Source organism: Brevundimonas terrae (assembly GCF_011761985.1).
Lineage (GTDB): Bacteria > Pseudomonadota > Alphaproteobacteria > Caulobacterales > Caulobacteraceae > Brevundimonas > Brevundimonas terrae.
This window is the reverse complement of the sequence record NZ_JAASQT010000002.1, coordinates 162,672-182,804: the sequence shown is the minus strand read 5'-3', so window position 1 is coordinate 182,804 and position 20,133 is coordinate 162,672. Positions and strand designations below refer to the sequence as shown.

Below are 20,133 nucleotides of genomic sequence, written 5' to 3'. Positions count from 1 at the left end.
CACTTTACGGCCATAAAAATCAATGCAATTTAAACTTTATTTCCGAATTAACCCCCTGGGTGACAAAATATTTCACGCGCTAGCGCTTTGCAAGCTTCGTCGAAAAATTATTTTGATCGTCCAAAGTAGGACAGTGCGTTTAGCTCCGATATCCTACAAGGCTAGAAATTATCGCTCAGCCAGCCTGCGGCGCGGGAGATGACGCCGCCGCGGTTGACGCGGGGGGCGTCGGCGGCGGTGACGTGGCGGGCCATCAGTTTGTGGGCGGATACGGCTTCGCGCGGGCCATAGGCGGCACGTAGAAGCACACCTGCGGCAGAGCAGAAGGCGGGCCCTGCGGCGGCTTCGGCAAGGTGGGGGGCGCGTTGCGGGCGGCCAAGGCGTACGGACGGATGGTCGAACACGCGCTCGGCCAGTTCACGCACACCGTTCAGCTGGCTGGCACCGCCGGTCAGGACAATGCCCATACCCGGATCAATCCGCATACCGCCTGCACGCAGACGGTCGCGCATCAGTTCCAGCGTCTCTTCAACGCGCGGGGCAATGATGGTTTTCAGCATGGCGCGTGGCCACACCACCGGACCAGCCGAAGCGTCTTCGCCACGCGGCGGGGCCTCGACCATTTCGCGGTCTTCGTTGTTGCTGGCCATGGCCGAGCCCTTCAGCGTCTTGAGGCGTTCGGCCCCTGCGCGCGAAGTGGTCATGCCACGGGCAATATCGGCGGTGACGTGATCGCCACCGACGCTAACGCTTTCGATATGTAGCAAGGAGCGTCCGCCCCAGACCGCTGCCGACGTGGTCCCTGCCCCCATGTCGATACACAGGGCGCCCAGTTCCATCTCGTCTTCTTCAAGCGCCGCCAGCGACGTCACCAGCGGAGCCGCCGCCACGCCCTGTAAATCAAGGTGCGCGCGTTCCAGACAGTTGCTCAGGGCGCTGAACGCCCCTTCGGCCATGGAGATAACCAGCAGGTCCAGACCCAGCGTCCGGCCTTGCAGATGACGCGGATCATGCACACCACGCGCACCATCCACCGACCATGCCACCGGCAAGACGTGGATCGGGCGTCGATTCGGCAAGCTGATCTTGGACAAGGCCGCGCCGATGGCACGCGCCAGATCATGATCCGAGATCGGATGGGCGCTCAGCGACACACTGGCCGAAACGCGGTGGCTGGCCATCTGGCCGATCGAGGATGTGACAACGACGCCGGAAACCGTCTGGCCCGCGGCCCGCTCTGCGCGCTCTACGGCGCGGGCGATGGCATCGGCAGCGTCTTCCATATTGACGATCACACCGCCGCGCACGCCCTTGGACTGGACGTGGCCAGCCCCTGCGACACGGATGGTGTTGTCGGCACGGCGCACGCCGTCCGGCTTCATGATGAAGCAGGCGACCTTGGACTGGCCCAGATCAAGCGCAGCCACGGCAGGCGACTTCGCCGAGCCGACCTGATCCGCTTTCTTGTCCCGCAGAAGTCCGATCATCTTCTTTTTCTCCCGCGAAAAGGTCAGGCATCCCCTTCGGAAGGACGGATAGCCACTTCCTCGGGGGTGCGAAGGTCAACACGGGCAAAGCCCAAATCCAGAAGGCGTTCGCGCTGATCCAGCGCATCGAGGCGGATCAGGGCCGAATCCTGATCGACAGCCGGAAGCTGGATGATACCGCCGCCCTTGAGACGCAGATCCCAGCGGCGCTCATCCACGCGCACCAGAGCATCCACCCGCTGCATTAGATTGGGGCGCTGGCGCAGCAGGGGCACAATATCGGCCGCCGCCTGATCGGCACCCTTGCCCACCACCAGCGGCAGTTCGGGATAGCGACCGGCATCGGCCCCGTTAATCACCAGGCCGTCGGCGTCAATCACCTGGGCCTTGCCGCCCAATTGCCAGACAGCCAGACGGTTATGTTCTTTCACATCGACGATAATGGTGTCCGGCAGAAGTCGCACCACGCGCGCCTCCTTGACCCAACCCACCTGTTCAACGCGCTGGCGTACCGCTTCCAGATCAAGACTGACCATCGGCTGGTTTTGATACAGACCCACGGCACGCTGCACTGGCCCAAGCGCTTCGGGCGAGGCACCCGTCACATGCACCTTGTCCAGTTTCAGGCCCATGCCCACGGTCACGGTATCGAACTTTTCCTGCACGGAAGCCGAGATACGCTCGGCCCGCGCACCGGTAGCCAGCACAGCCGCCAGCACCGCCACACCGCCGATCAGGCAGGCCACGACCACGCGCGGCGACATGTCCATGCGGCCAACGGCATCCATGCGACCTTGAGGCTTGCCGCGTGCGGCCTGCCCCTTGCCCGATTGTCGTTTACCGCCGCGAACTACCGCCGGCATGAAGCATCCTCCACCAACCAACGCACCAGATTGCGATAATCCATACCCACATGGGCGGCCTGCTCGGGGGCGAGCGAGGTCGGGGTCATGCCGGGCTGGGTGTTGACCTCCAGCAAGACAAGAAGATCGTTAACGTCGTCATAACGGAAATCGGATCGCGACACCCCGCGACAGCCCATCGCCGTGTGGGCCAGCTCGGCCTGACGTAAAGCCTTGTCAAAAACGTGCTGCGGCAGTTGGGCAGGCAGGACATGGACCGAACCACCCTCGGCGTATTTGGCCTCATAGTCATAGAAGCCCTTGGTGGGCGTAATGTCGGTAATGGTCAGGGCGCGGGGGCCATCGGCCTCACCCAGCACGGTGACAGCCAGTTCCTTGCCCGCGACGAACGGCTCGACCATGACCAGCTCGCCATAGGTCCAGCTGTCTTCGCCCACGGCGGCGACAGGTTCATCGCCGTCATAAACCACATAGACCCCGACCGAAGAGCCTTCGGCATTGGGCTTGATCACATAGGGGGTCGGTATGACGTGGGTGGTCGCCACCAGCTTGCGGTCGAACAGGCCACCACCGGGCACAACAACACCCGATGCCGCCAGCACCGCCTTGGAGCGGTCCTTGTCCATAGCCAGTGCCGAGGACAGTACGCCGGAATGGGTATAGGGGATGGCCAGCGTTTCCAGCACGCCCTGAACGCAACCGTCCTCGCCCCACGCACCGTGCAGGGCATTGAAGACGATATCGGGTTTCAGTTCGCCCAGAACCTGTGCCAGATCACGGCCTGCATCGACGCGGCTGACCCTGGCTACCTGCCCTTCAAGGGCATCGGCGCACTGGGTTCCGGATGACAGCGAGACTTCGCGTTCCGAAGACAGCCCGCCCATCAGGACGGCAACATGAAGAGTATGAAGTGGCGCGCGCATGAGACAATCCGAAGACTAGCCTCCCCCTATCGCCTCAATAGGGTTAACCACTTGGAAACGATAGTGGCCAGATGCCCTGTCACGCTTGAAAAAAGTGCATCAAACAGGGGATGGTTTGCATCCCCTGCTGTGCGTCGCCCCCGGAGTCCGGCCGTAGCTTAACCCGGACGACCGATGCGTTTGATTTCCCAGCTCAGCTGGATACCGGTTTTCGAGAACACGTCCTGACGGACCACTTCGCCCAGACCTTCAAGGTCCGCCGCCGTGGCCTCGCCCGGATTGATCATGAAGTTGGAGTGCAACTCGCTGAACATCGCGCCGCCGCCCGTCATGCGGAACATCTTGCCCCGCCAGCCCGCCTGATCGACCAGTTTCCACGAAGAATGGCCCTCGGGGTTTTTGAAGGTCGAGCCGCCGGTCTTTTCGCGGATCGGCTGGGTGGTTTCACGTCGGCTGGTGATCTCGGCAATCCGCGCCGCGACAGCCTCCGGCGCATCGGCAGTGCCCTGATAGGTCGCCTCGATCCAGATGATGTCGATGGGCGCGTTCGAATGGCGATAGGTATAGCCGAACTGTTCGTTCGTCAGTTCGACCTTCTCGCCCTTGCGGTTAACGCCCCGCGCCGAAACCAGAATGTCCTTGGTTTCAGAGCCATAGCAGCCCGCATTCATCGTCAGCGCACCACCGATGGAACCGGGAATACCGGCATAGAATTCCATGCCCGCAATACCGGCCTTAGCCGAGGCCCGCGCCACCATGGAATCCAGAGCACCTGCGCCTGCCGTCACGGTCAAGCCATCAGCCACCACCTGTCCCCATGCACGGCCCGCAAGACGGATGACCACACCGGCCACGCCGCCATCGCGCACAATGACATTGGAGCCCACGCCCAGCGGATAGACCGGAACCTCGGCAGGCAGTGCCTTGAGGAAGTCGATCAGGTCGTCTTCGTCGGCAGGAATAAACAGGGCATCGGCTTTGCCGCCCACGCGGAACCAGGTGTAGGGGCCCAGTTCCTCGTCCAGCAGCAGCTTGCCACGCACGGTCGGAAGATTTTCAGTCCAGCTCATGGCAGTTCCCCTTAGTCCAGCGCTTCGAGCTGGGCCGGAAGGGCATAGGCCCACGACGTAATATCACCGGCCCCCAGACAGACGACCAGATCGCCCGGCTTGGCATCCTCGCGGATCACACGCGGCAGCATCGCTGCGCTTTCCAGCGCCGCAACCTGACGGTGGCCATATTGTTTGATACCGCTGACCAGAGCATGTTTGTCCACGCCCTCGATCGGCTGTTCACCCGCCGGATAGACATCGGCGACCAGAACCTGATCCGCATCCGAGAAACAGGTCGAGAAATCGTCCATCAGGTCGCGCAGACGCGTATAGCGGTGCGGCTGTACCACAGCGATCACACGGCCCGTTTGCTCGGCATTCTGAACCACCTGACGCGCAGCCTTCAGCACAGCGGCGATTTCCACCGGATGGTGGCCGTAATCGTCGATCACGCGCACACCGTGCGCCACGCCCGTCGTCGTAAATCGGCGCTTCACACCGCCAAAACCGGCCAGACCCGTGCGGATCGCGGCGTCATCCACGCCAACCTCGCGGGCGACCGAGATCGCCGCCAGTGCGTTCGACACATTGTGCCAGCCCGCCATCGGCAGGCGCACGCGCTCGATGCGCTGGTCCTCGTCGCTGGGGTGCGGGCCACGGATGACGACATCAAAGGTCGAACCGTCCGGATCCATGTCCACATTCTCGGCGCGAACCATGGCCTGAGGGTTCAGGCCATAGGTAATCAGGCGGCGATTGGTGATCTGGGCCGCCAGCTTCTGAACTTCGGGGTGATCCAGACAGACCACGCCGAAACCATAGAAGGGCGTGTCCTCGATAAAGTCGCGGAAGGCCTTCTTGACGGCATCAAAGTCGCCGTAGTGGTCCAGATGCTCGGGGTCGATATTGGTGATCATCGCCACGGTGCATTTCAGGCGCAGGAACGAGCCGTCCGACTCATCGGCTTCGACCACGATCCAGTCACCGTCGCCCACCTTGGCATTGGTGCCATAGGCATTGATGATGCCGCCGTTCACAACGGTCGGATCAAGGTTTCCGGCATCCAGCAGCGCCGCGACCATCGAGGTCGTCGTCGTCTTGCCATGGGTGCCACCGACGCCGATCGAGAATTGCAGGCGCATCAGCTCGGCCAGCATCTCTGCACGGCGCACCACCGGAATGCGGCGCTCGCGCGCTTCCATCATTTCGGGGTTCTCGGCCTTAACCGCCGTGGAATAGACCACAGCCGATACGCCCTCGGTCACATGGGCGGCGTCATGGCCGATATAGATGCGGGCACCCAGCTTTTCCAAGCGTTCGGTATTGGCACTGGCCTTGGCGTCCGAGCCCTGCACCTGATAGCCGATCTTGAGCATGATTTCGGCAATGCCGCTCATGCCAATACCGCCGATGCCGACGAAGTGGACTGGACCTAGGGAAAACGGGACGGGGCGAAGACGACGGATCATTTACGCCTCATAGCCTTGTCCGCGCCCGCTTAGAAGTGGGGGACAGGATCAAGCGTTGCGAAATTCGACCAAGTTGCACAACCGAAAGAAGAAAATCGGCTTTAAACTTCGGGTGCACAAAAAATAATTCGCACATCGCAATTTCGCTTGAACCCTTATCCACCGGAGTCTCGGGACTCACAAAAATCAGCGTTTGACTCTCCGAAGAATCAGAAAAGCGATTTGATTACCAACCGTTAACCACGATGACTCACCATGCGCCCTCAACACCACGGGGCCACTACATCCATGTCCGATATTCAAACCGACGTCATTCTTCGCGGCGACTGCATCGAGCGCCTGAAGGGCCTGCCAGACAAGTCGGTGGACATGGTTTTCGCCGATCCGCCCTATAACCTGCAACTGGGTGGCGACCTGCTGCGTCCCGACAACTCCAAGGTCGATGCCGTCGACGACGAGTGGGACAAGTTCGACAGCTTTGCCGCCTACGACGCCTTTACCCGTGCATGGCTGAAAGAATGCCAGCGCGTGCTGAAAGACGACGGCACGCTGTGGGTGATCGGCTCCTATCACAACATCTTCCGTCTCGGCTCAGCGATGCAGGACCTCGGCTTCTGGGTTCTGAACGACATCATCTGGCGCAAGTCGAACCCGATGCCGAACTTCAAGGGTACGCGCTTCACCAATGCCCACGAGACGCTGATCTGGGCCGCCAAGTCGCGCGACCAGAAACGCTATACGTTCAACTATGACGCCCTGAAGGTCTTCAACGAAGACACCCAGATGCGCTCGGACTGGACACTGGCCCTTTGCACCGGCGCGGAACGTCTGAAGGACGCCGACGGCAACAAGGCCCACCCGACCCAGAAACCCGAAGCCCTGCTTCACCGCGTCATCCTGTCGGCCACCCGCGCCGGTGATGTGATCCTCGACCCGTTCTTCGGCACCGGCACCACGGGTGCGGCAGCCAAGCGTCTGGGCCGTCACTTCATCGGTATCGAGCGTGACGAAGGCTATGCCGATGTCGCACAGGCCCGCATCGACGCCATTATTCCTGCCAATCCGGAAGACTTGGTTGTGACAGGCTCCAAAAAAGCCGAACCCAAGGTGCCGTTCGGCGCTCTGGTGGAAGCGGGTCTGCTGACCCCCGGTGACAAGCTGTACTGCCCCAAGGGCGACCACGAGGCCCGCGTGCGTGCCGACGGTTCGCTGGTGTCCGGCTCGCTGACCGGCTCGATCCACAAGCTGGGTGCGCTGCTGGAAAATGCTCCGGCCTGTAATGGCTGGACCTACTGGCGCTTCAAGACCGATCAGGGCCTGCGCTCAATCGACACCCTGCGCGCCGAGGTTCGCGCCGGAATGCAATAACGTTAAGGGCGGCGCATCGCCCGAAACTGACAGGGCCGCATCGAAAGGTGCGGCCCTTTTCTTATGCCGCCTCCTCTTTCGTCATCCTCCGCGAAGGCGGGGGAGCCAGAAACCCTAGCGGGGCGGGTTACCACTGGTTCCTCCGGTCAAGCCGGAGGATGACGGCAGGACGGTGAAATCAGGCCAGCGCCCGTTCCAGTGCCTTGCGGAAAACGGTCGGCAAGGATTTGAGCGCCTCGCCCTCCTCCATCCAGACCAGTGCCGGATCATCCACCCACCCCGTCGCCACATGGGCGGTCAGGTCGAGCGAGAAGTGGGTAAAGACGTGGTTGATCGTGCCCGCCTCTGTCCAGTCCGCTTCAAAAGGCGGCGCATAGTCAGGCGCGCCCCCCCATTCCGACCCGATCAAGCCCAGCATACCGCCAAGCAACCCCTTATCGGGGCGCGTCACCAACGCCACCCTGCCCTTGCCGTCGCGCAGCACAAAGGCATGGCCCAGCCGATGCGGACGCTCGGCCTTTTTGGCCTTCCTCGGATAGGATTGCGGATCGCCCTGCTTATAGGCCGCACAGCCGAACGACAGCGGACATTCCCCACACAAAGGCGATTTGGGTCGACAAATCCGCGCCCCCAAATCCATCAAGCCCTGTGGCCAGTCACTAGGGCGATGATCGCTGACAAACAGCCCCGCCAGACGTTTCAGCTCGGGCCGTGCGGAGGGCAGTTCGGCCTCGACCGCAAACAGGCGGCTCATCACCCGCTCGACATTACCATCGACCACATTGGCAGGACGACCAAAGGCAATTGCCGCCACCGCCGCCGCCGTATAGCTGCCGACGCCCTTCAGTTTCAGAAGCGCCTCTTCGGTATCGGGAAACACGCCGTCATATTCATCGGCCACCATCCGCGCACAGGCCAACAGGTTACGGGCGCGGGCATAATATCCAAGCCCCGCCCACGCCGCCATGACATCGGCATCCTCTGCCGCCGCCAGATCACTGACTGTGGGCCAGCGTGCCGTAAAGGCGTTGAAGTAAGGTGCCGCATGGACCGTGGTGGTCTGCTGCAACATGATTTCGGACATCCAGACCCGATAGGGATCGGTGCGCGTCGCCTCGCCCGGTTCGGTGCGCCACGGCAGGGTGCGGGCGCTTGCATCATACCAGTCCAGCAGCGCCGAACGCAGCGCCTTGATCTCGTTTGCCGTCATAGATTGTCCATAGCGGTTTTATTCATGGCAAACAGCCCGTTCCCCATCGGCAGACGCCTTCGTTTTAGTCTATAGTGGTGCCATGTCGCGCAGACCCCTGCCTACCGAAGAAGAAGCCCGCCGGATTCTGGCCCAGCGCCGGACCAAGCCGCCTATGCGCCCGCCGCCGCGCGCCTCGCACAAGCTTCAGAAATTCATCAAGTCGCTGGATGACCAGTTTGGCCGCAGCGCCAACAGTCTGGAAGGCCGCTGGACTGAGATTGTCGGCGAGCGACTGGCCCGCGTCACCCGCCCCGTCAAAATCATCAAGGCGCGTGGCAATAGCCCCGGCATACTTGAGCTGCGCGTGGTCACTTCGGGGGCTCTGTATGTCCAGCACCAGCAGCAAGAAATTATTGAACAGGTAAACCTGTTTCTGGGCGCAGAAGCTGTGGGCAAGATCCGCATCCAGCAAGGCCCGATCAAGCCGCTGGCCACAGCCAGCCAGCCTCGCCCGCGCTCTCGCTCCCTGCCTGCCTTGCCCCCCCTCCCCCCCGCGGAGGAGGCCGAGTTAGAGGCCTCGGTGGCGCACCTTCCCGAACCGCTACGCAAGGCTTTGACCAAGCTGGGCAAGGTCGCCTATGCCCGCAGTCGCGATGAAGCGGATGATCCGTACCGTTGACAAAGGGCAAGCCCTCTGTTTGCCGTAAACATAACAGCATGTGGCAGGTGACGATTCCTCTGCCCCATCTTCCTTTTAGATATCTGAATCCGGGTTTGAACCATGGCTCCTAAGTTTAAGTTTGCGGCGATGAGCCGCCGCGCCGCAATCACCGCCGCCGCTATGGGTGCCATGCTGGTGGTCGCCGGTTGTTCGGGCGGCTCGACCAGCTCTGCCGAGGGCGACATGGCCAAGGGCGCACCGGAAGGTGCCAAGGTCACTGTGGTAGAATACGCCTCGGTCACCTGTGGCGCGTGCGCGGCCTGGAACGAGCAGATCTGGCCGGAGTTCAAAACCAAATACGTCGACACCAACAAGGTGCGCTTCGTGTTCCGTGAATTCCCGACCCCGCCGCAAGACATTGCCGCCGCCGGTTTCATGATCGCCCGTTGCGCTGGCGAGGACAAATATTTCGACGTCCTGCACGCCATCATGGCATCGCAGCGCGAATGGCAGGCCGGTATTGATCCGCGCCAGAGCCTGAACCGCATTGCACAGGGTGCAGGTCTGTCGGCTGCCGAAATCGAAACCTGCCTGAACGACAAGAAGGCCGTCGCCGATCTGGAAAAACGCATCCAGAGCGCCATCAAGGCTGGCGTCACCGGCACCCCGACCTTCTTCGTCAATGACAAGCGCGTGGCTGATCCGAGCCTCGCCGGCCTGTCTGCGGCGATTGACGCCGAACTGGCCAAATAAGGGTTACTCCCATGGGTAAGCGACAGCTTTCTCTGGCTTCGATGGCGGCTGTTTCAGTCGCCATCGGCAGCATGTTCGCGACATCGGTCATGGCCGGGTCAGCATCGCCTACCCGCTCGGCTCCGACGCCACGTCCGGCGGCGGCGGCGGCGGCTCCAGCCGTGACGGCATCGGTGACGGCCCCCTTGGCCAGCGACCGCGTACTGGGTCGCGCCGATGCGCCGATCACCATCATCGAATATGCCAGCTTCACCTGCTCGCACTGCGCCAGCTTTACCAATACGGTCCTGCCACAAATCAAGGCCCGCTATATCGATACCGGCAAGGCCAAGCTGATCTTCCGCGATCTGCCGACCCCGCCGGTTCAGGTCTCGCAACTGGCCGCTGCTGTGGCCCGTTGTGCGGCACCGGACCGTTTCTTCACGGTGGCCGAGCATCTGATGCATGGTCAGGAACAAGCGTTTTCGTCGGGCGAAATCGGTGACTGGTTCAAGGGTGCCATCAACCTGTCGGGTCGTACCGAACAACAGATCAGCACCTGCGTTTCCGATCCGGCCACCAAGACCGCGATCGACAACGACACCAACAGCGCCGTCGCTGTGGGCGTGACCGGCACACCGTCGATCTTCGTCAACGGCCAGCGCGTTGCCAACCCGACCTTGGAGGGCCTGACCGAAGCCCTCGCTCCGTTGGTCCGCTAACGACACCATGCATTTCCAGCGCCTTCGACTTGCGGGCTTCAAGTCCTTTGTCGATCCGGCCGAGGTTCAGATTGAACCCGGCCTCACGGGGATTGTCGGGCCGAACGGCTGCGGCAAGTCGAACGTGCTGGAAAGCCTTCGCTGGGTCATGGGTGCCAACTCCGCCAAGGCCATGCGCGGTCAGGGCATGGAGGATGTGATCTTCGCAGGGGCTGCGGGCCGACCGCCACGCAACCATGCCGAAGTCATCCTGACCGTCGATAACAGCCAGCATCGTGCGCCCCAGCCCTTTACCGATCAGGACGTGCTGGAGGTCTCGCGCAAGATCGAGCGCGGGCGCGGCTCGACCTATCGTATCAATGGCAAGGAAGTGCGGGCGCGCGACGTCCAGCTTCTGTTTGCCGATGCCTCGACGGGGGCGAACTCTCCGGCGCTGGTGCGTCAGGGGCAGATTTCCGAACTGATCGCCGCCAAGCCGCAGAACCGCCGCCGCATCCTTGAAGAAGCCGGTGGCGTGGCGGGTCTGCACACCCGCCGTCACGAGGCCGAACTGCGCCTGAAGGCCGCCGAGACGAATCTCGACCGCCTCGACGACATCGGCAAGGAGCTGGAAAGCACCCTTAACCGCCTGAAGCGCGAAGCCCGTCAGGCCGAAAAATACAAGAAGATCAGCGCCGAAATCCGCGCCCTTCAGGCCGCGCTTTTGTATGTGCGCTGGACCGACGCCAAACAGGCGCAAGAGGTCGCACGTCAGGAACTGCGTCAGGCCGAAAAGGCCGTGGCCGAAACCGCAACCGCCTCTGCTGCCGCCCAGACCGCCGCCCTCAACGCCCAAGAAGCGATGAAGCCCGCCCGCGAGGAAGACGCCGTCGCCGGTGTGCTTCTGCACCGCGCCACGCTGGAACGCGACCGTCTGGACATGGCTGAACAGGCCGCCCGCGCCGAGGTGGATCGCCTGAAGGCCGAGGTCGCGCGTATTGCCGCCGATATCGAGCGCGAAGATCGCATGGCCGCCGATGCCCGCAAGGAACTGGACCGGATCGAAAACGATCTGTCCCGCCTGAAGGCCGAGATTGCCGCCGCCCCCGAGCGCGGGCCGGAACTGGATCGCGCGGTCGCTGAAACCGAAGACGCCCGCAAACAGGCCGATGCCGAGGTCGAACGCCTTGCCGGTACACTCGCCGCCGTCGAGGCCCGCGCCAATGCCGAAAGCGCGCGAAAACGCGACGCAGAAAGCCGCCTTGCCCGTGTCACCGCTCAACGAGATCAGGCGGTGCGCGAACGTGCTGCGCTGGGTCCACTGGAAACACCGGAAATCGCCGCCGCCGAAACGGCGTTGGCAACCGCCCAAGCCGAACTGCAAGCCGCCCGCGATGCGGTCGAGGCGGCCGAAAACGACCGCTCCGAAAAGGCCCGTGCCGAACAGGATGCCCGCACCAAGGCCCGCGAACTGGAAGACCGGCTTGGCCGTCTGCAAACCGAAGCGCGCGGCCTTGCCCAGCTTCTGGTGACCGGCAAACGCCAGCACGCACCGGCCTTGGACAAGGTTTCTGCCGCCAAGGGCTATGAGGCTGCACTGGCCGCCGCACTGGGTGAAGATCTGGATGCGGCGCTGGACAAGGCCGCACCCGCCCACTGGGCCGGTGCCGATGCCGCACCACATAGCTGGCCCGATGGTGTTGAACCTCTGTCGGCTCATGTCGATGCACCAGAACAACTGGCCGCGCGTCTGGCCTTCTGTGGCGTAGCGCCACAAGACAAGGCGGCGGACCTTGCCCGCAGCCTGCCGCGCGGTGCGCGTCTGGTCACGCGTGAAGGCGATCTTTATCGCTGGGACGGTTTCGTCAGCCGCGCCGAAGCCCCCCGCCCCGCCGCCGTGCGTCTGGCCCAGCGCACGCGCCATGCCGAACTTGAAGCCGAGATCGACAAGGGCAAGCCTGCTCTAGAGGCCGCACAGGCTGCCATGCGCGCGGCAACCGATGCTTTCCGCGCCGCAGAGGACACCGTCAAACAGGCCCGCACCCGCCCGTTCGGCCTCGACAAGGCCGTCACCGGTGCCCGCGACCGCCTGGAGCATCTGCGCCGCGAGCAAACCCGCAAAGAGGCCCGCGCCCAGTCGCTGGACGAGACCGTTACGCGCCTCGAAGCCGAAACGGCGGAAGCCCAGAGCGCCTGTGATGCCGCCCAGAATATCGAGGAAGCGTCCGAGACCATCGCCACCCTGCGCGGTGATCTGAACAATGCGCGGGGTAGCGCCGACAATGCCCGCCTTGCCGCCCAGAACGCCCGTTCACGCCGCGACGAGGAAGCCCGCGACCGCCAGCAGCGCGAGCAGCGCCAGCACAGCCTGACCCGCGCCCATGAAAGCTGGATCGTCCGCTCCAAGGACAGCACAGGCCGCATCAAGTCGCTGGAAAAGGATGCCGACAAGGCCGCCGCCCAGTTGAAGAAAGCCGAAGAAGCGCCGCAGGGCTTTGCCGATCAGCGCAACACGCTGATGGACACGCTGGTCGAGGCCGAAAACCGCAAGAAGGCCGCGACCGACACCCTGCAACAGGTCGAGTTCGACGCCGCCGAGGCTGACCGCGCGGCGCGTGCCACCGAAAGCCTTGCCGGACAGGCCCGCGAAGCCCGCGCCGCCCTGCAAGCCCGCGCCGAAGCCGCCGACGAGAAGCTGGGCGATGCCGACCGCAACCTTCGCGAAACGGCCCAGATGACGCCCGAAGAACTGGGCAAGAAGCTTCAGGAAGACGCCATTGCCCGCCCGCCCGATACGGCAGGTGCGGAAAACCTGCTGTTCGCGCTGGAACGCGAGCGCGAAAGCATGGGCGCGGTCAACCTGCGGGCCGAGGAAGAAGCGGCTGAATATGACGACCGTCTCGGGGCCATGAAGTCCGAGCGGATCGACCTGACCCAAGCCATCGCCAAGCTGCGAGACGGTATTGACGAACTGAACGCCGAAGGCCGCGAGCGCCTGCTGGCCGCGTTCGAGGTCATCAACGAGAATTTCAAAGCCCTGTTCGAGGCCCTGTTCGGCGGCGGTCAGGCCGAGCTAAAACTGGTGGAGAGCGATGATCCGCTGGAAGCCGGTCTGGAAATTTTCGCCTGCCCGCCAGGTAAACGCCTGTCGGTGATGAGCCTGATGTCGGGCGGCGAGCAGGCCCTGACGGCGGCAGCCCTGATCTTTGGCGTGTTTCTGGCCAATCCCGCCCCCGTCTGCGTGCTGGACGAGGTCGACGCGCCGCTGGACGATGCCAATGTCGATCGCTTCTGCAAGATGCTGCACGAAATGCGTTCGCGCACCGACACCCGCTTCATCTGCATCACCCACAATCCGGTGACCATGAGCCGGATGGACCGCCTCTACGGCGTCACCATGCCCGAGCGCGGCATGAGCCAGCTTGTCAGTGTCGACCTGAAACAGGCCGAAAACATTATCGCCGCCTAAGAAGGTCGCGCAGGGCCGGTTTCAACAGGAACCACGGCTCGTACAGATAGCGGCTGGCCAGTCGTTTCGGGTCGCTGCACAGACGATAAAGCCATTCCAGCCCCCATTGCCCCATCCAGCGCGGTGCCGCGTTCTGGACCCCCGCCTCATAGTCGAACGCTGCGCCTACAGGCAGGATTACACACGGCGGCAGGGCATCCATATTGGCGGCAATCCACATCTCCTGACGCGGCATACCCATCCCTACCAAAAGAACATCGGGCTGGAAGTCGTCGATCTGTTTCAGGACGGCGCGGTTTTCATTGCCGTCTATTTCGATATCGAAAAACCCGTCGCGCGCTTCGAATGTAATATCGGGATAGGTCAGGGCCAGACGCCGCATGGCCGACTGGGCCACATCCGGCGCGCCGCCCAGATAAAAGACCCGCCAGCAACGATTATGCGCCATGGTCCAGAAGCTGTCGCGCCAATCCAGATAGGTCAGACGGTGCGCCAGTTCCGCCGGATGCCCCGTCGCGCGGGCAAAACGGATCAGCGGTACCGAGTCGATCTGGATAACATCGGCCCGCGCATACATTTGCGCCATCTGCGGTGTGCGCGTGACCAGATACAGGCTGTGAAGGTTGTGGTTGGCGATCAGATAGCGCCGCCGCAAACCGACCATGCGGTCGATCTGCATCATCAGGTCTCCCTCGCACAGCAGGTCCATGTCCTGCCCCATGATTTTCACACGGCTGGACGGTGTCTGTGCGGCGGGCAGCCCGCGCCAGCGCCGCCGTCCATCAGGCCGCTTGGGTTCGGGGGCCTGCGGCTGTACAGGCATATGCGAAGACGTTTGCATCCACGCCTTTTAGCGAACCACGATTAATGACCCGTATGCTTTCTCTGATGCTTGCCACCGCTTTGATGGCCACGCCCGTTCTGGCCGAACAAACCGCGCCGCAACAACTGATGCTGTCCGGTCAGGGCCGCTTTGCCCAGTTTGCCGATGTGGCCACACGCGCAGCGGACGCTGACGGCAAGGTGCGTATGCGCGTGCTGCAACTCAGCACCGAGCCGATGGTCATCGGCCCGCACACCTATGTCGGCGGCTGGTCGTGGTGGCAGTTTGAATGCAAGAACGATGGCCCGCATAGCGGATACCGACAGGACTTTGCCTCGGTGCGCGATGATGCCCATATCGGCCCCGCCACACCGACCCGCGACCAGCCCATGCCGCTGGCCCCCGGAGGCGATGCCGCCGAACTGGCCGCCATTGCCTGTGGCGATGTCGAAATCCGTCTGGATGCCACCGACCTGAACAGCGCGATGGCCTTGGCCAAGGCCAACGAGGATTAATCCTCCAGCAGGATCGCCTTCTTGGGCAGGGGGGCCATTTCGAACAGGTCCACACGGTCACGCGGCAGGGCCTCGCGGCACTCGTCGCGCATAAAGGCCAGCATCTTTTCGCGGATTTCGCATTTCAGATCAAAGGCCGCCGAGGCATTACGCGCACTGGCCGTGCAGCGGATCTTGGCCGTGCGCTCGGTGATATCGAACACCACCAGCGCCACCACATCCCCATCCCAATGGATCGAGCTATGGACGATCTGTTCCAGCTTGTCGCGCAGGCGGTCCATCGGCGCTTCATAGTCCACCCACAGGAAGGCCGGCGCCAACAGGCGGGTATCCATGCGGGTCCAGTTCTGGAACGGCTGCTGGATGAAATAGGTCAGCGGCAGGATGATCCGGCGCCAGTCCCACAATTTCACCACCACATAGGTCGAGGTGATTTCCTCGACCCGACCCCATTCGCCCTCGACCACCACAGCATCATCGATGCGGATCGGCTGAGCCATAGCGATCTGGATGCCGGCAATCATATTGGCGAGGAAGGGTTGCAGCGCCAGACCGGCGACAATACCCACCACACCCGCCGAGGCCAGCAGAGACAGCCCCCACTGGCGCACGCCCGGAATGGTCAAAAGGGCAATCCCAACCGCCACCAGCATGATCAGCACCTGCACCACACGGCGCAGGATGCGGGTCTGGGTTACGCGCTTGCGGGCATGGGTATTGGCATCGTCCTCGGTGTCATAGCGTTTCAGCTGCACCGTCGCGCCGGTGTCCACCAGACTGACCAGCATCAGGCCCAGCGCCACCAGGAAGGCGAACAACAGGGTGCGGCGCACCAGCAGCGACATTTCTGTCGATAGCGGCGACACCGTCACCGCCAGAGCCAGCGCCATAATCATCACCAGCGCGCCCAGCTGGATACGCCCGCGCTCCAGCGCTGCCTGCCAGAACGGGTCACGCTTGCGGGCCAGCAGTTTCAGCACCGCAAACATCGCATAGTTGGCGGCCCACCCGATGAAGGTGAACGCCACCACGATAATGCTGATGACAGCCCATTTGGGCAGCCAGTTGAACTGGCGCCAAAGGGCAAAAACTTCATTGGTCAGGTCAATGACAAACTGGGGCATGACGCAAGCTTACCCGCGTTCTCCAGACGACCCAAGAGCCAGTATGCGTAACCCTCAGCGGCCGCGTGCGCTGGCCGCAGCCTCGGCCAGATCGGCCAGACGCTCGGCGGCATCGGCAATGGCCACACCCTTGGCTGCTGCCGACATGGCCGCCAGCTTGGCGGGGTCTTCCAGCACCGGTTGCAGGATGCCCGTCAACACATCGGCGTTGAAATCATCCTCGGAAATACGCTTGGCCCCACCGGCGTCTACAAGCACGCGGGCGTTCAGGGTCTGGTGGTCGTCAGTGGCGATCTTGAGCGGGATCAGCACCGACGGCAGAGCCGCCACGGCCAACTCCGAACAGGTCGAAGCCCCTGCCCGACCGATCACCAGATGCGTATCCGACAGACGCTTGGCCATGTCGTCAAAGAAGGGCGATACCTCGGCCTTGATACCGGCATCGGCATAGATTTTCTTGGCCGCCGCCACGTTCTCATAGCGGGCCTGTTGCGAGACATTCAGGCGCTTGCGAAGAGCTTCGGGCAGATTGGCCAGAGCCTTGGGCGTTTCCTCGGACAGGATGCGCGCGCCCTGACTGCCGCCGGTAATCAGGATGTTGATGGTGCCGGTCTTGGACGGGGCCTTATAGGCGCGATCATACAGGGCGCGAATATCGGGGCGCACCGGATTGCCGACCACATGAATGCTATCGGCCACCGATTTGGGCGCACGGCCCACGTTTGGAAAGGCCGAGGCCACCGTATCCACAGCCGCCGCCAGCATGCGGTTGGTCTTGCCCAGCACCGCATTCTGGTCGTGGATCACCGTGGCGCGACGCGTGGCCAGCGCGGCCACCAGAGCCGGTGCCGACGGATAACCGCCAAAGCCCACCACCACATCGGCGCCAAGGGCGCTATAGGCGGTCGAAGCCTGACCCACGCCCTTGATGATGGCAAAGCCCGCCTTGATCATGCCGATGGGGCCGGAGCCGGTCGCCGCATCCAGAGCGATGATTTTCTTGGCCGGAAAATTCTGGGCGTAGTTCTGGCCGCGCTTGTCTGTGGCCAGCAGGACCGTCCAGCCCCGCGCCTTCATCACCTTGGCCAAGGCCTCGGCGGGAAACATGTGGCCCCCAGTGCCACCAGCAGCCACAACACAGACACGGGACGGAGCAGTCATAGGCGTAGAGTTCCGTTTGGACATCACAGGCGCGAGCGCGGATTGATATTGGCACCCGGTTCATAGGCACCGGGCAGGCGGCGCGTCAAAGACAGGGCAAAGCCCGCCGTCAGACCCATCGCCACCATGGACGAACCGCCATAGGAGATAAATGGCAGGGTCATACCCTTGGTCGGGATCAGGCTGAGATTCACCGCCACATTGATACAGGCCTGAAGCCCGATCAGCATGAACAGGCCCGCCGCCGCCGTCTGCTGGAACGGGTCGGCCAGCTTCATGGCCTTGCGCATACCGCGCAGGACGATGAAGCCGTAAAGGCCGATAATCAGCAGGGACAGCACAAGGCCGTATTCCTCGGCCCCGACCGAATAGATGAAGTCGGTATGTAGGTCCGGCACATGGCGTTTCATCACACCCTCGCCGATCCCGCGCCCGACCAGACCACCCGCACGGATGGCTTCAGAGGCACGGTCGATCTGGTGGGTGTCAGCGGTTTCCGGCGAGAAGAAACGGTCCAGACGATCCCGCATATGGCTGAAGGTGAAATACAGACCCACCGCCGCCACAGGCACAGCGCCCGCCACGCCTGCCACCCATTTCAGCGGCATCCCTGCCATAAAGAACACGGCGGCAAAGGTGGTGGTGACCAGCAAGGTCTGGCCGATATCGGGCTGGATCAGCAGCAGTGCCACGACCATGCCCCATGCGCCCACCGCGATACTGACCCCCGGTACGCCCTGACTTTTGCCCGCTTCGGAGAACATCCATGCGGCAAAGACAATCAGGCCCGGCTTGGCAAATTCGGACGGTTGCAGGCTGAACGGGCCGAGATTGATCCAGCGCGCCGCACCTTTCACCTCGTCACCGATAAACGGCAGCAACATCATACAGACAATGCCGCAGATCAGGGCCAGCACCGCCAGACGGCGCACACCCTTGGCGGACAGGATGCTGGTCATCAGCATGGTGGCGCAACCGGCCGCCGAGAAGACCATCATCCGGTAGGAATAGTGGAACGGATTGCTGATGGATTCATCAGCGAGGATCGCCGCAGGGCTGGAGGCAAAGCTCAGCACCACGCCGATGAACATCAGGGCCAGCACCGCCAACAGCAGCGGACGATCCACCGTCCACCACCAGCGGGCCAGCACACTTTGGTCACTGCGCGAAAAAGGATGGGCGTAGGACTGGCTCATAGGGCGACCTCCGCAGTGGCACCCAAGGCCAGAACCGCCGCGCGGAAGGCCTCGCCGCGCACTTCGAAATCGGGGAACTGGTCAAAGCTGGCACAGGCTGGCGACAACAACACAACCTGCTCGCCTCCGGCCTTGGCCGCATCGGCGGCGGCCATTTGCACGGCGCGTTCAATAGTGTGCGCCACCACATGCGGCACATCGCCCAGCGTCACGGCAAAGGCATCTGCGGCCTCGCCGATCAGATAGGCCTTGGTGACATGGCCGAACAGCGGACGAAGGGATTCAATCCCGCCTTCCTTGGCCTTACCACCTGCAATCCAGAATACTGCAGGGTATGAGGCCAGCGCCTGAGCGGCGGCATCGGCATTGGTGCCTTTGGAATCGTTGATGAAGCGCACTTCGTTAATGCGCCCCACGGCCTCCATGCGGTGCGCCAAGCCGGGGAAGGCTTTCAGGCCCGACAGTGCCACATCGGGCGCAACACCCAGCGCCGTCGCCGTCGCATAGGCAAAGGCCGCATTCTGGGCATTGTGACGCCCCGGCAAGGATCGGGCATCGGACAGGTCGATACGGTCTTCATCGGCCAGCAACAGCGCAGGAGCCGCCTGCCAGCCCGATGTCGGAAGATCCGCTTCCAGACGCGCCGTGGCGATGCGGCGCACATTGGCCCCCTCGCCTTCCAGACGGTCGGCCAGCGCCTTGCCCCAATCCTCGTCGATACCGATCAAGGCCAGCGCCCCGTCCGGCTGTGACTGGAAGATGCGGGCCTTGGCCTTCACATAGCCTTCCATGCCGCCGTGACGGTCCAGATGGTCGGGGCTGATATTGGTCAGGATGGCCACATCGGGCGCGAAACTGGTGGTCAGGTCCAGTTGATAGCTGGACACCTCGATCACATAGACGGCGTCAGGCGTCGGCGTAGGCAGGGCCAGAACCCCGATGCCGATATTGCCGCCCATATGCACTTTGAGGCCCGCCTGTTTCAGCACATAGGCGATCAGGGCCGTGGTGGTGGACTTGCCATTGGTGCCGGTGATGGCGACCACGCGTGGACGCTGATCGGCAGGCAGAGCATCCAGTGCGCGGGCAAACAGTTCGATATCGCCAATGACGGGAATACCCGCTGCATGTGCCTTATCGACGGTCCAGTGCGGCTTGGGATGGGTCAAGGGTGCGCCCGGTGACAGCACCAGAGCGTCAAAGCCCGACCAGTCAGCGACGGTCAGGTCCTCGACATTGAACCCTTCGGCCTCGGCCTGCATCCGCCCCGAGACACCATCGTCCCAGAGGACCGGCAGCGCTCCGCCCGCCTGTAGGGCGCGGGCAGCCGTGATCCCCGAGCGGCCGAGGCCGAAAACCGCAACGCGTCTGCCTTCAAAGCCGGGAACGGGGATCAT

The 20,133-nt window shown here is 63.0% G+C and carries 17 protein-coding genes; 6 read left to right on the top strand and 11 right to left on the bottom strand.

Translation table 11 applies throughout. The features are described from left to right. Nucleotides 1–161 precede the first annotated feature (161 nt). The 5 genes from ftsA to murC form a co-directional block, all read right to left on the bottom strand. Nucleotides 162–1,487: a cell division protein FtsA gene (gene ftsA / locus FHS64_RS05465; protein ID WP_167176619.1), complete on the bottom strand. Its 1,326-nt coding sequence runs from the start codon at nucleotides 1,485–1,487 to the stop codon at nucleotides 162–164. Between the two features lie 23 nt (nucleotides 1,488–1,510). Next, on the bottom strand, nucleotides 1,511–2,350 hold the full coding sequence (locus FHS64_RS05460) for a cell division protein FtsQ/DivIB (protein WP_167176617.1): 840 nt from the start codon (nucleotides 2,348–2,350) through the stop codon (nucleotides 1,511–1,513). Then, nucleotides 2,338–3,273: a D-alanine--D-alanine ligase gene (locus FHS64_RS05455; RefSeq protein WP_167176615.1), complete on the bottom strand. Its 936-nt coding sequence runs from the start codon at nucleotides 3,271–3,273 to the stop codon at nucleotides 2,338–2,340. The genes FHS64_RS05460 and FHS64_RS05455 overlap by 13 nt, the downstream gene beginning before the upstream one ends. Before the next feature lie 158 nt (nucleotides 3,274–3,431). Further along, the gene (gene murB, locus FHS64_RS05450) at nucleotides 3,432–4,343 is read right to left on the bottom strand and encodes a UDP-N-acetylmuramate dehydrogenase (protein ID WP_167176613.1); all 912 of its coding nucleotides are present in this window, start codon (nucleotides 4,341–4,343) and stop codon (nucleotides 3,432–3,434) included. A gap of 11 nt (nucleotides 4,344–4,354) precedes the next feature. After that, nucleotides 4,355–5,794, bottom strand: a complete 1,440-nt coding sequence (gene murC, locus FHS64_RS05445; RefSeq protein ID WP_167176611.1) for a UDP-N-acetylmuramate--L-alanine ligase — start codon at nucleotides 5,792–5,794, stop codon at nucleotides 4,355–4,357. A 288-nt stretch (nucleotides 5,795–6,082) separates the two neighbouring features. On the opposite strand from murC, the gene FHS64_RS05440 reads away from it, so the two are divergent. Continuing rightward, nucleotides 6,083–7,162 carry a site-specific DNA-methyltransferase gene (locus FHS64_RS05440; RefSeq protein ID WP_167176609.1) on the top strand — a complete coding sequence of 360 codons (1,080 nt, stop codon included), beginning with the start codon at nucleotides 6,083–6,085 and terminating at the stop codon, nucleotides 7,160–7,162. A gap of 178 nt (nucleotides 7,163–7,340) precedes the next feature. On the opposite strand, the gene mutY is transcribed toward FHS64_RS05440, so the two are convergent. Continuing rightward, on the bottom strand, nucleotides 7,341–8,372 hold the full coding sequence (mutY, locus tag FHS64_RS05435) for an A/G-specific adenine glycosylase (protein WP_167176606.1): 1,032 nt from the start codon (nucleotides 8,370–8,372) through the stop codon (nucleotides 7,341–7,343). A gap of 82 nt (nucleotides 8,373–8,454) precedes the next feature. Here mutY and FHS64_RS05430 point away from each other — a divergent pair, with 82 nt between their 5' ends. The 4 genes from FHS64_RS05430 (at nucleotide 8,455) to smc (ending at nucleotide 13,917) form a co-directional block, all read left to right on the top strand. After that, on the top strand, nucleotides 8,455–9,033 hold the full coding sequence (locus FHS64_RS05430; RefSeq protein WP_167176604.1) for a DciA family protein: 579 nt from the start codon (nucleotides 8,455–8,457) through the stop codon (nucleotides 9,031–9,033). A gap of 102 nt (nucleotides 9,034–9,135) precedes the next feature. After that, nucleotides 9,136–9,768 carry a DsbA family protein gene (locus FHS64_RS05425; RefSeq protein WP_167176602.1) on the top strand — a complete coding sequence of 211 codons (633 nt, stop codon included), beginning with the start codon at nucleotides 9,136–9,138 and terminating at the stop codon, nucleotides 9,766–9,768. An 11-nt stretch (nucleotides 9,769–9,779) separates the two neighbouring features. Continuing rightward, nucleotides 9,780–10,469, top strand: coding sequence for a thioredoxin domain-containing protein (locus tag FHS64_RS05420; protein ID WP_243862810.1), 690 nt, complete (start codon nucleotides 9,780–9,782; stop codon nucleotides 10,467–10,469). A 7-nt stretch (nucleotides 10,470–10,476) separates the two neighbouring features. Continuing rightward, the gene (smc, locus tag FHS64_RS05415) at nucleotides 10,477–13,917 is read left to right on the top strand and encodes a chromosome segregation protein SMC (protein ID WP_167176600.1); all 3,441 of its coding nucleotides are present in this window, start codon (nucleotides 10,477–10,479) and stop codon (nucleotides 13,915–13,917) included. Here smc and FHS64_RS05410 read toward each other — a convergent pair. Beyond that, nucleotides 13,904–14,758 (bottom strand): WecB/TagA/CpsF family glycosyltransferase, encoded by an 855-nt coding sequence (locus tag FHS64_RS05410; protein ID WP_243862809.1) that lies wholly within the window; start codon nucleotides 14,756–14,758, stop codon nucleotides 13,904–13,906. The genes smc and FHS64_RS05410 overlap by 14 nt on opposite strands. 26 nt (nucleotides 14,759–14,784) lie before the next feature. Between FHS64_RS05410 and FHS64_RS05405 the strand changes: the two genes are divergently transcribed. Continuing rightward, complete coding sequence (locus tag FHS64_RS05405; protein WP_243862808.1) at nucleotides 14,785–15,255, top strand: hypothetical protein; 471 nt, start codon at nucleotides 14,785–14,787, stop codon at nucleotides 15,253–15,255. Here FHS64_RS05405 and FHS64_RS05400 read toward each other — a convergent pair. Genes FHS64_RS05400 through murD form a run of 4 tightly spaced genes read right to left on the bottom strand, consistent with a single transcriptional unit; the run spans nucleotide 15,252 to nucleotide 20,133 of the window. Next, nucleotides 15,252–16,379 carry a mechanosensitive ion channel family protein gene (locus FHS64_RS05400; protein ID WP_167176598.1) on the bottom strand — a complete coding sequence of 376 codons (1,128 nt, stop codon included), beginning with the start codon at nucleotides 16,377–16,379 and terminating at the stop codon, nucleotides 15,252–15,254. The genes FHS64_RS05405 and FHS64_RS05400 overlap by 4 nt on opposite strands. A gap of 54 nt (nucleotides 16,380–16,433) precedes the next feature. Next, entirely contained in the window at nucleotides 16,434–17,540 is a 1,107-nt protein-coding gene (murG, locus tag FHS64_RS05395; protein ID WP_167176596.1) for an undecaprenyldiphospho-muramoylpentapeptide beta-N-acetylglucosaminyltransferase, read from the bottom strand. Nucleotides 17,541–17,563: 23 nt separating this feature from the next. Further along, on the bottom strand, nucleotides 17,564–18,736 hold the full coding sequence (locus FHS64_RS05390; RefSeq protein ID WP_167176594.1) for an FtsW/RodA/SpoVE family cell cycle protein: 1,173 nt from the start codon (nucleotides 18,734–18,736) through the stop codon (nucleotides 17,564–17,566). After that, nucleotides 18,733–20,133 (bottom strand): UDP-N-acetylmuramoyl-L-alanine--D-glutamate ligase, encoded by a 1,401-nt coding sequence (murD, locus tag FHS64_RS05385; protein WP_167176592.1) that lies wholly within the window; start codon nucleotides 20,131–20,133, stop codon nucleotides 18,733–18,735. Before murD ends, FHS64_RS05390 begins: the two co-directional genes overlap by 4 nt.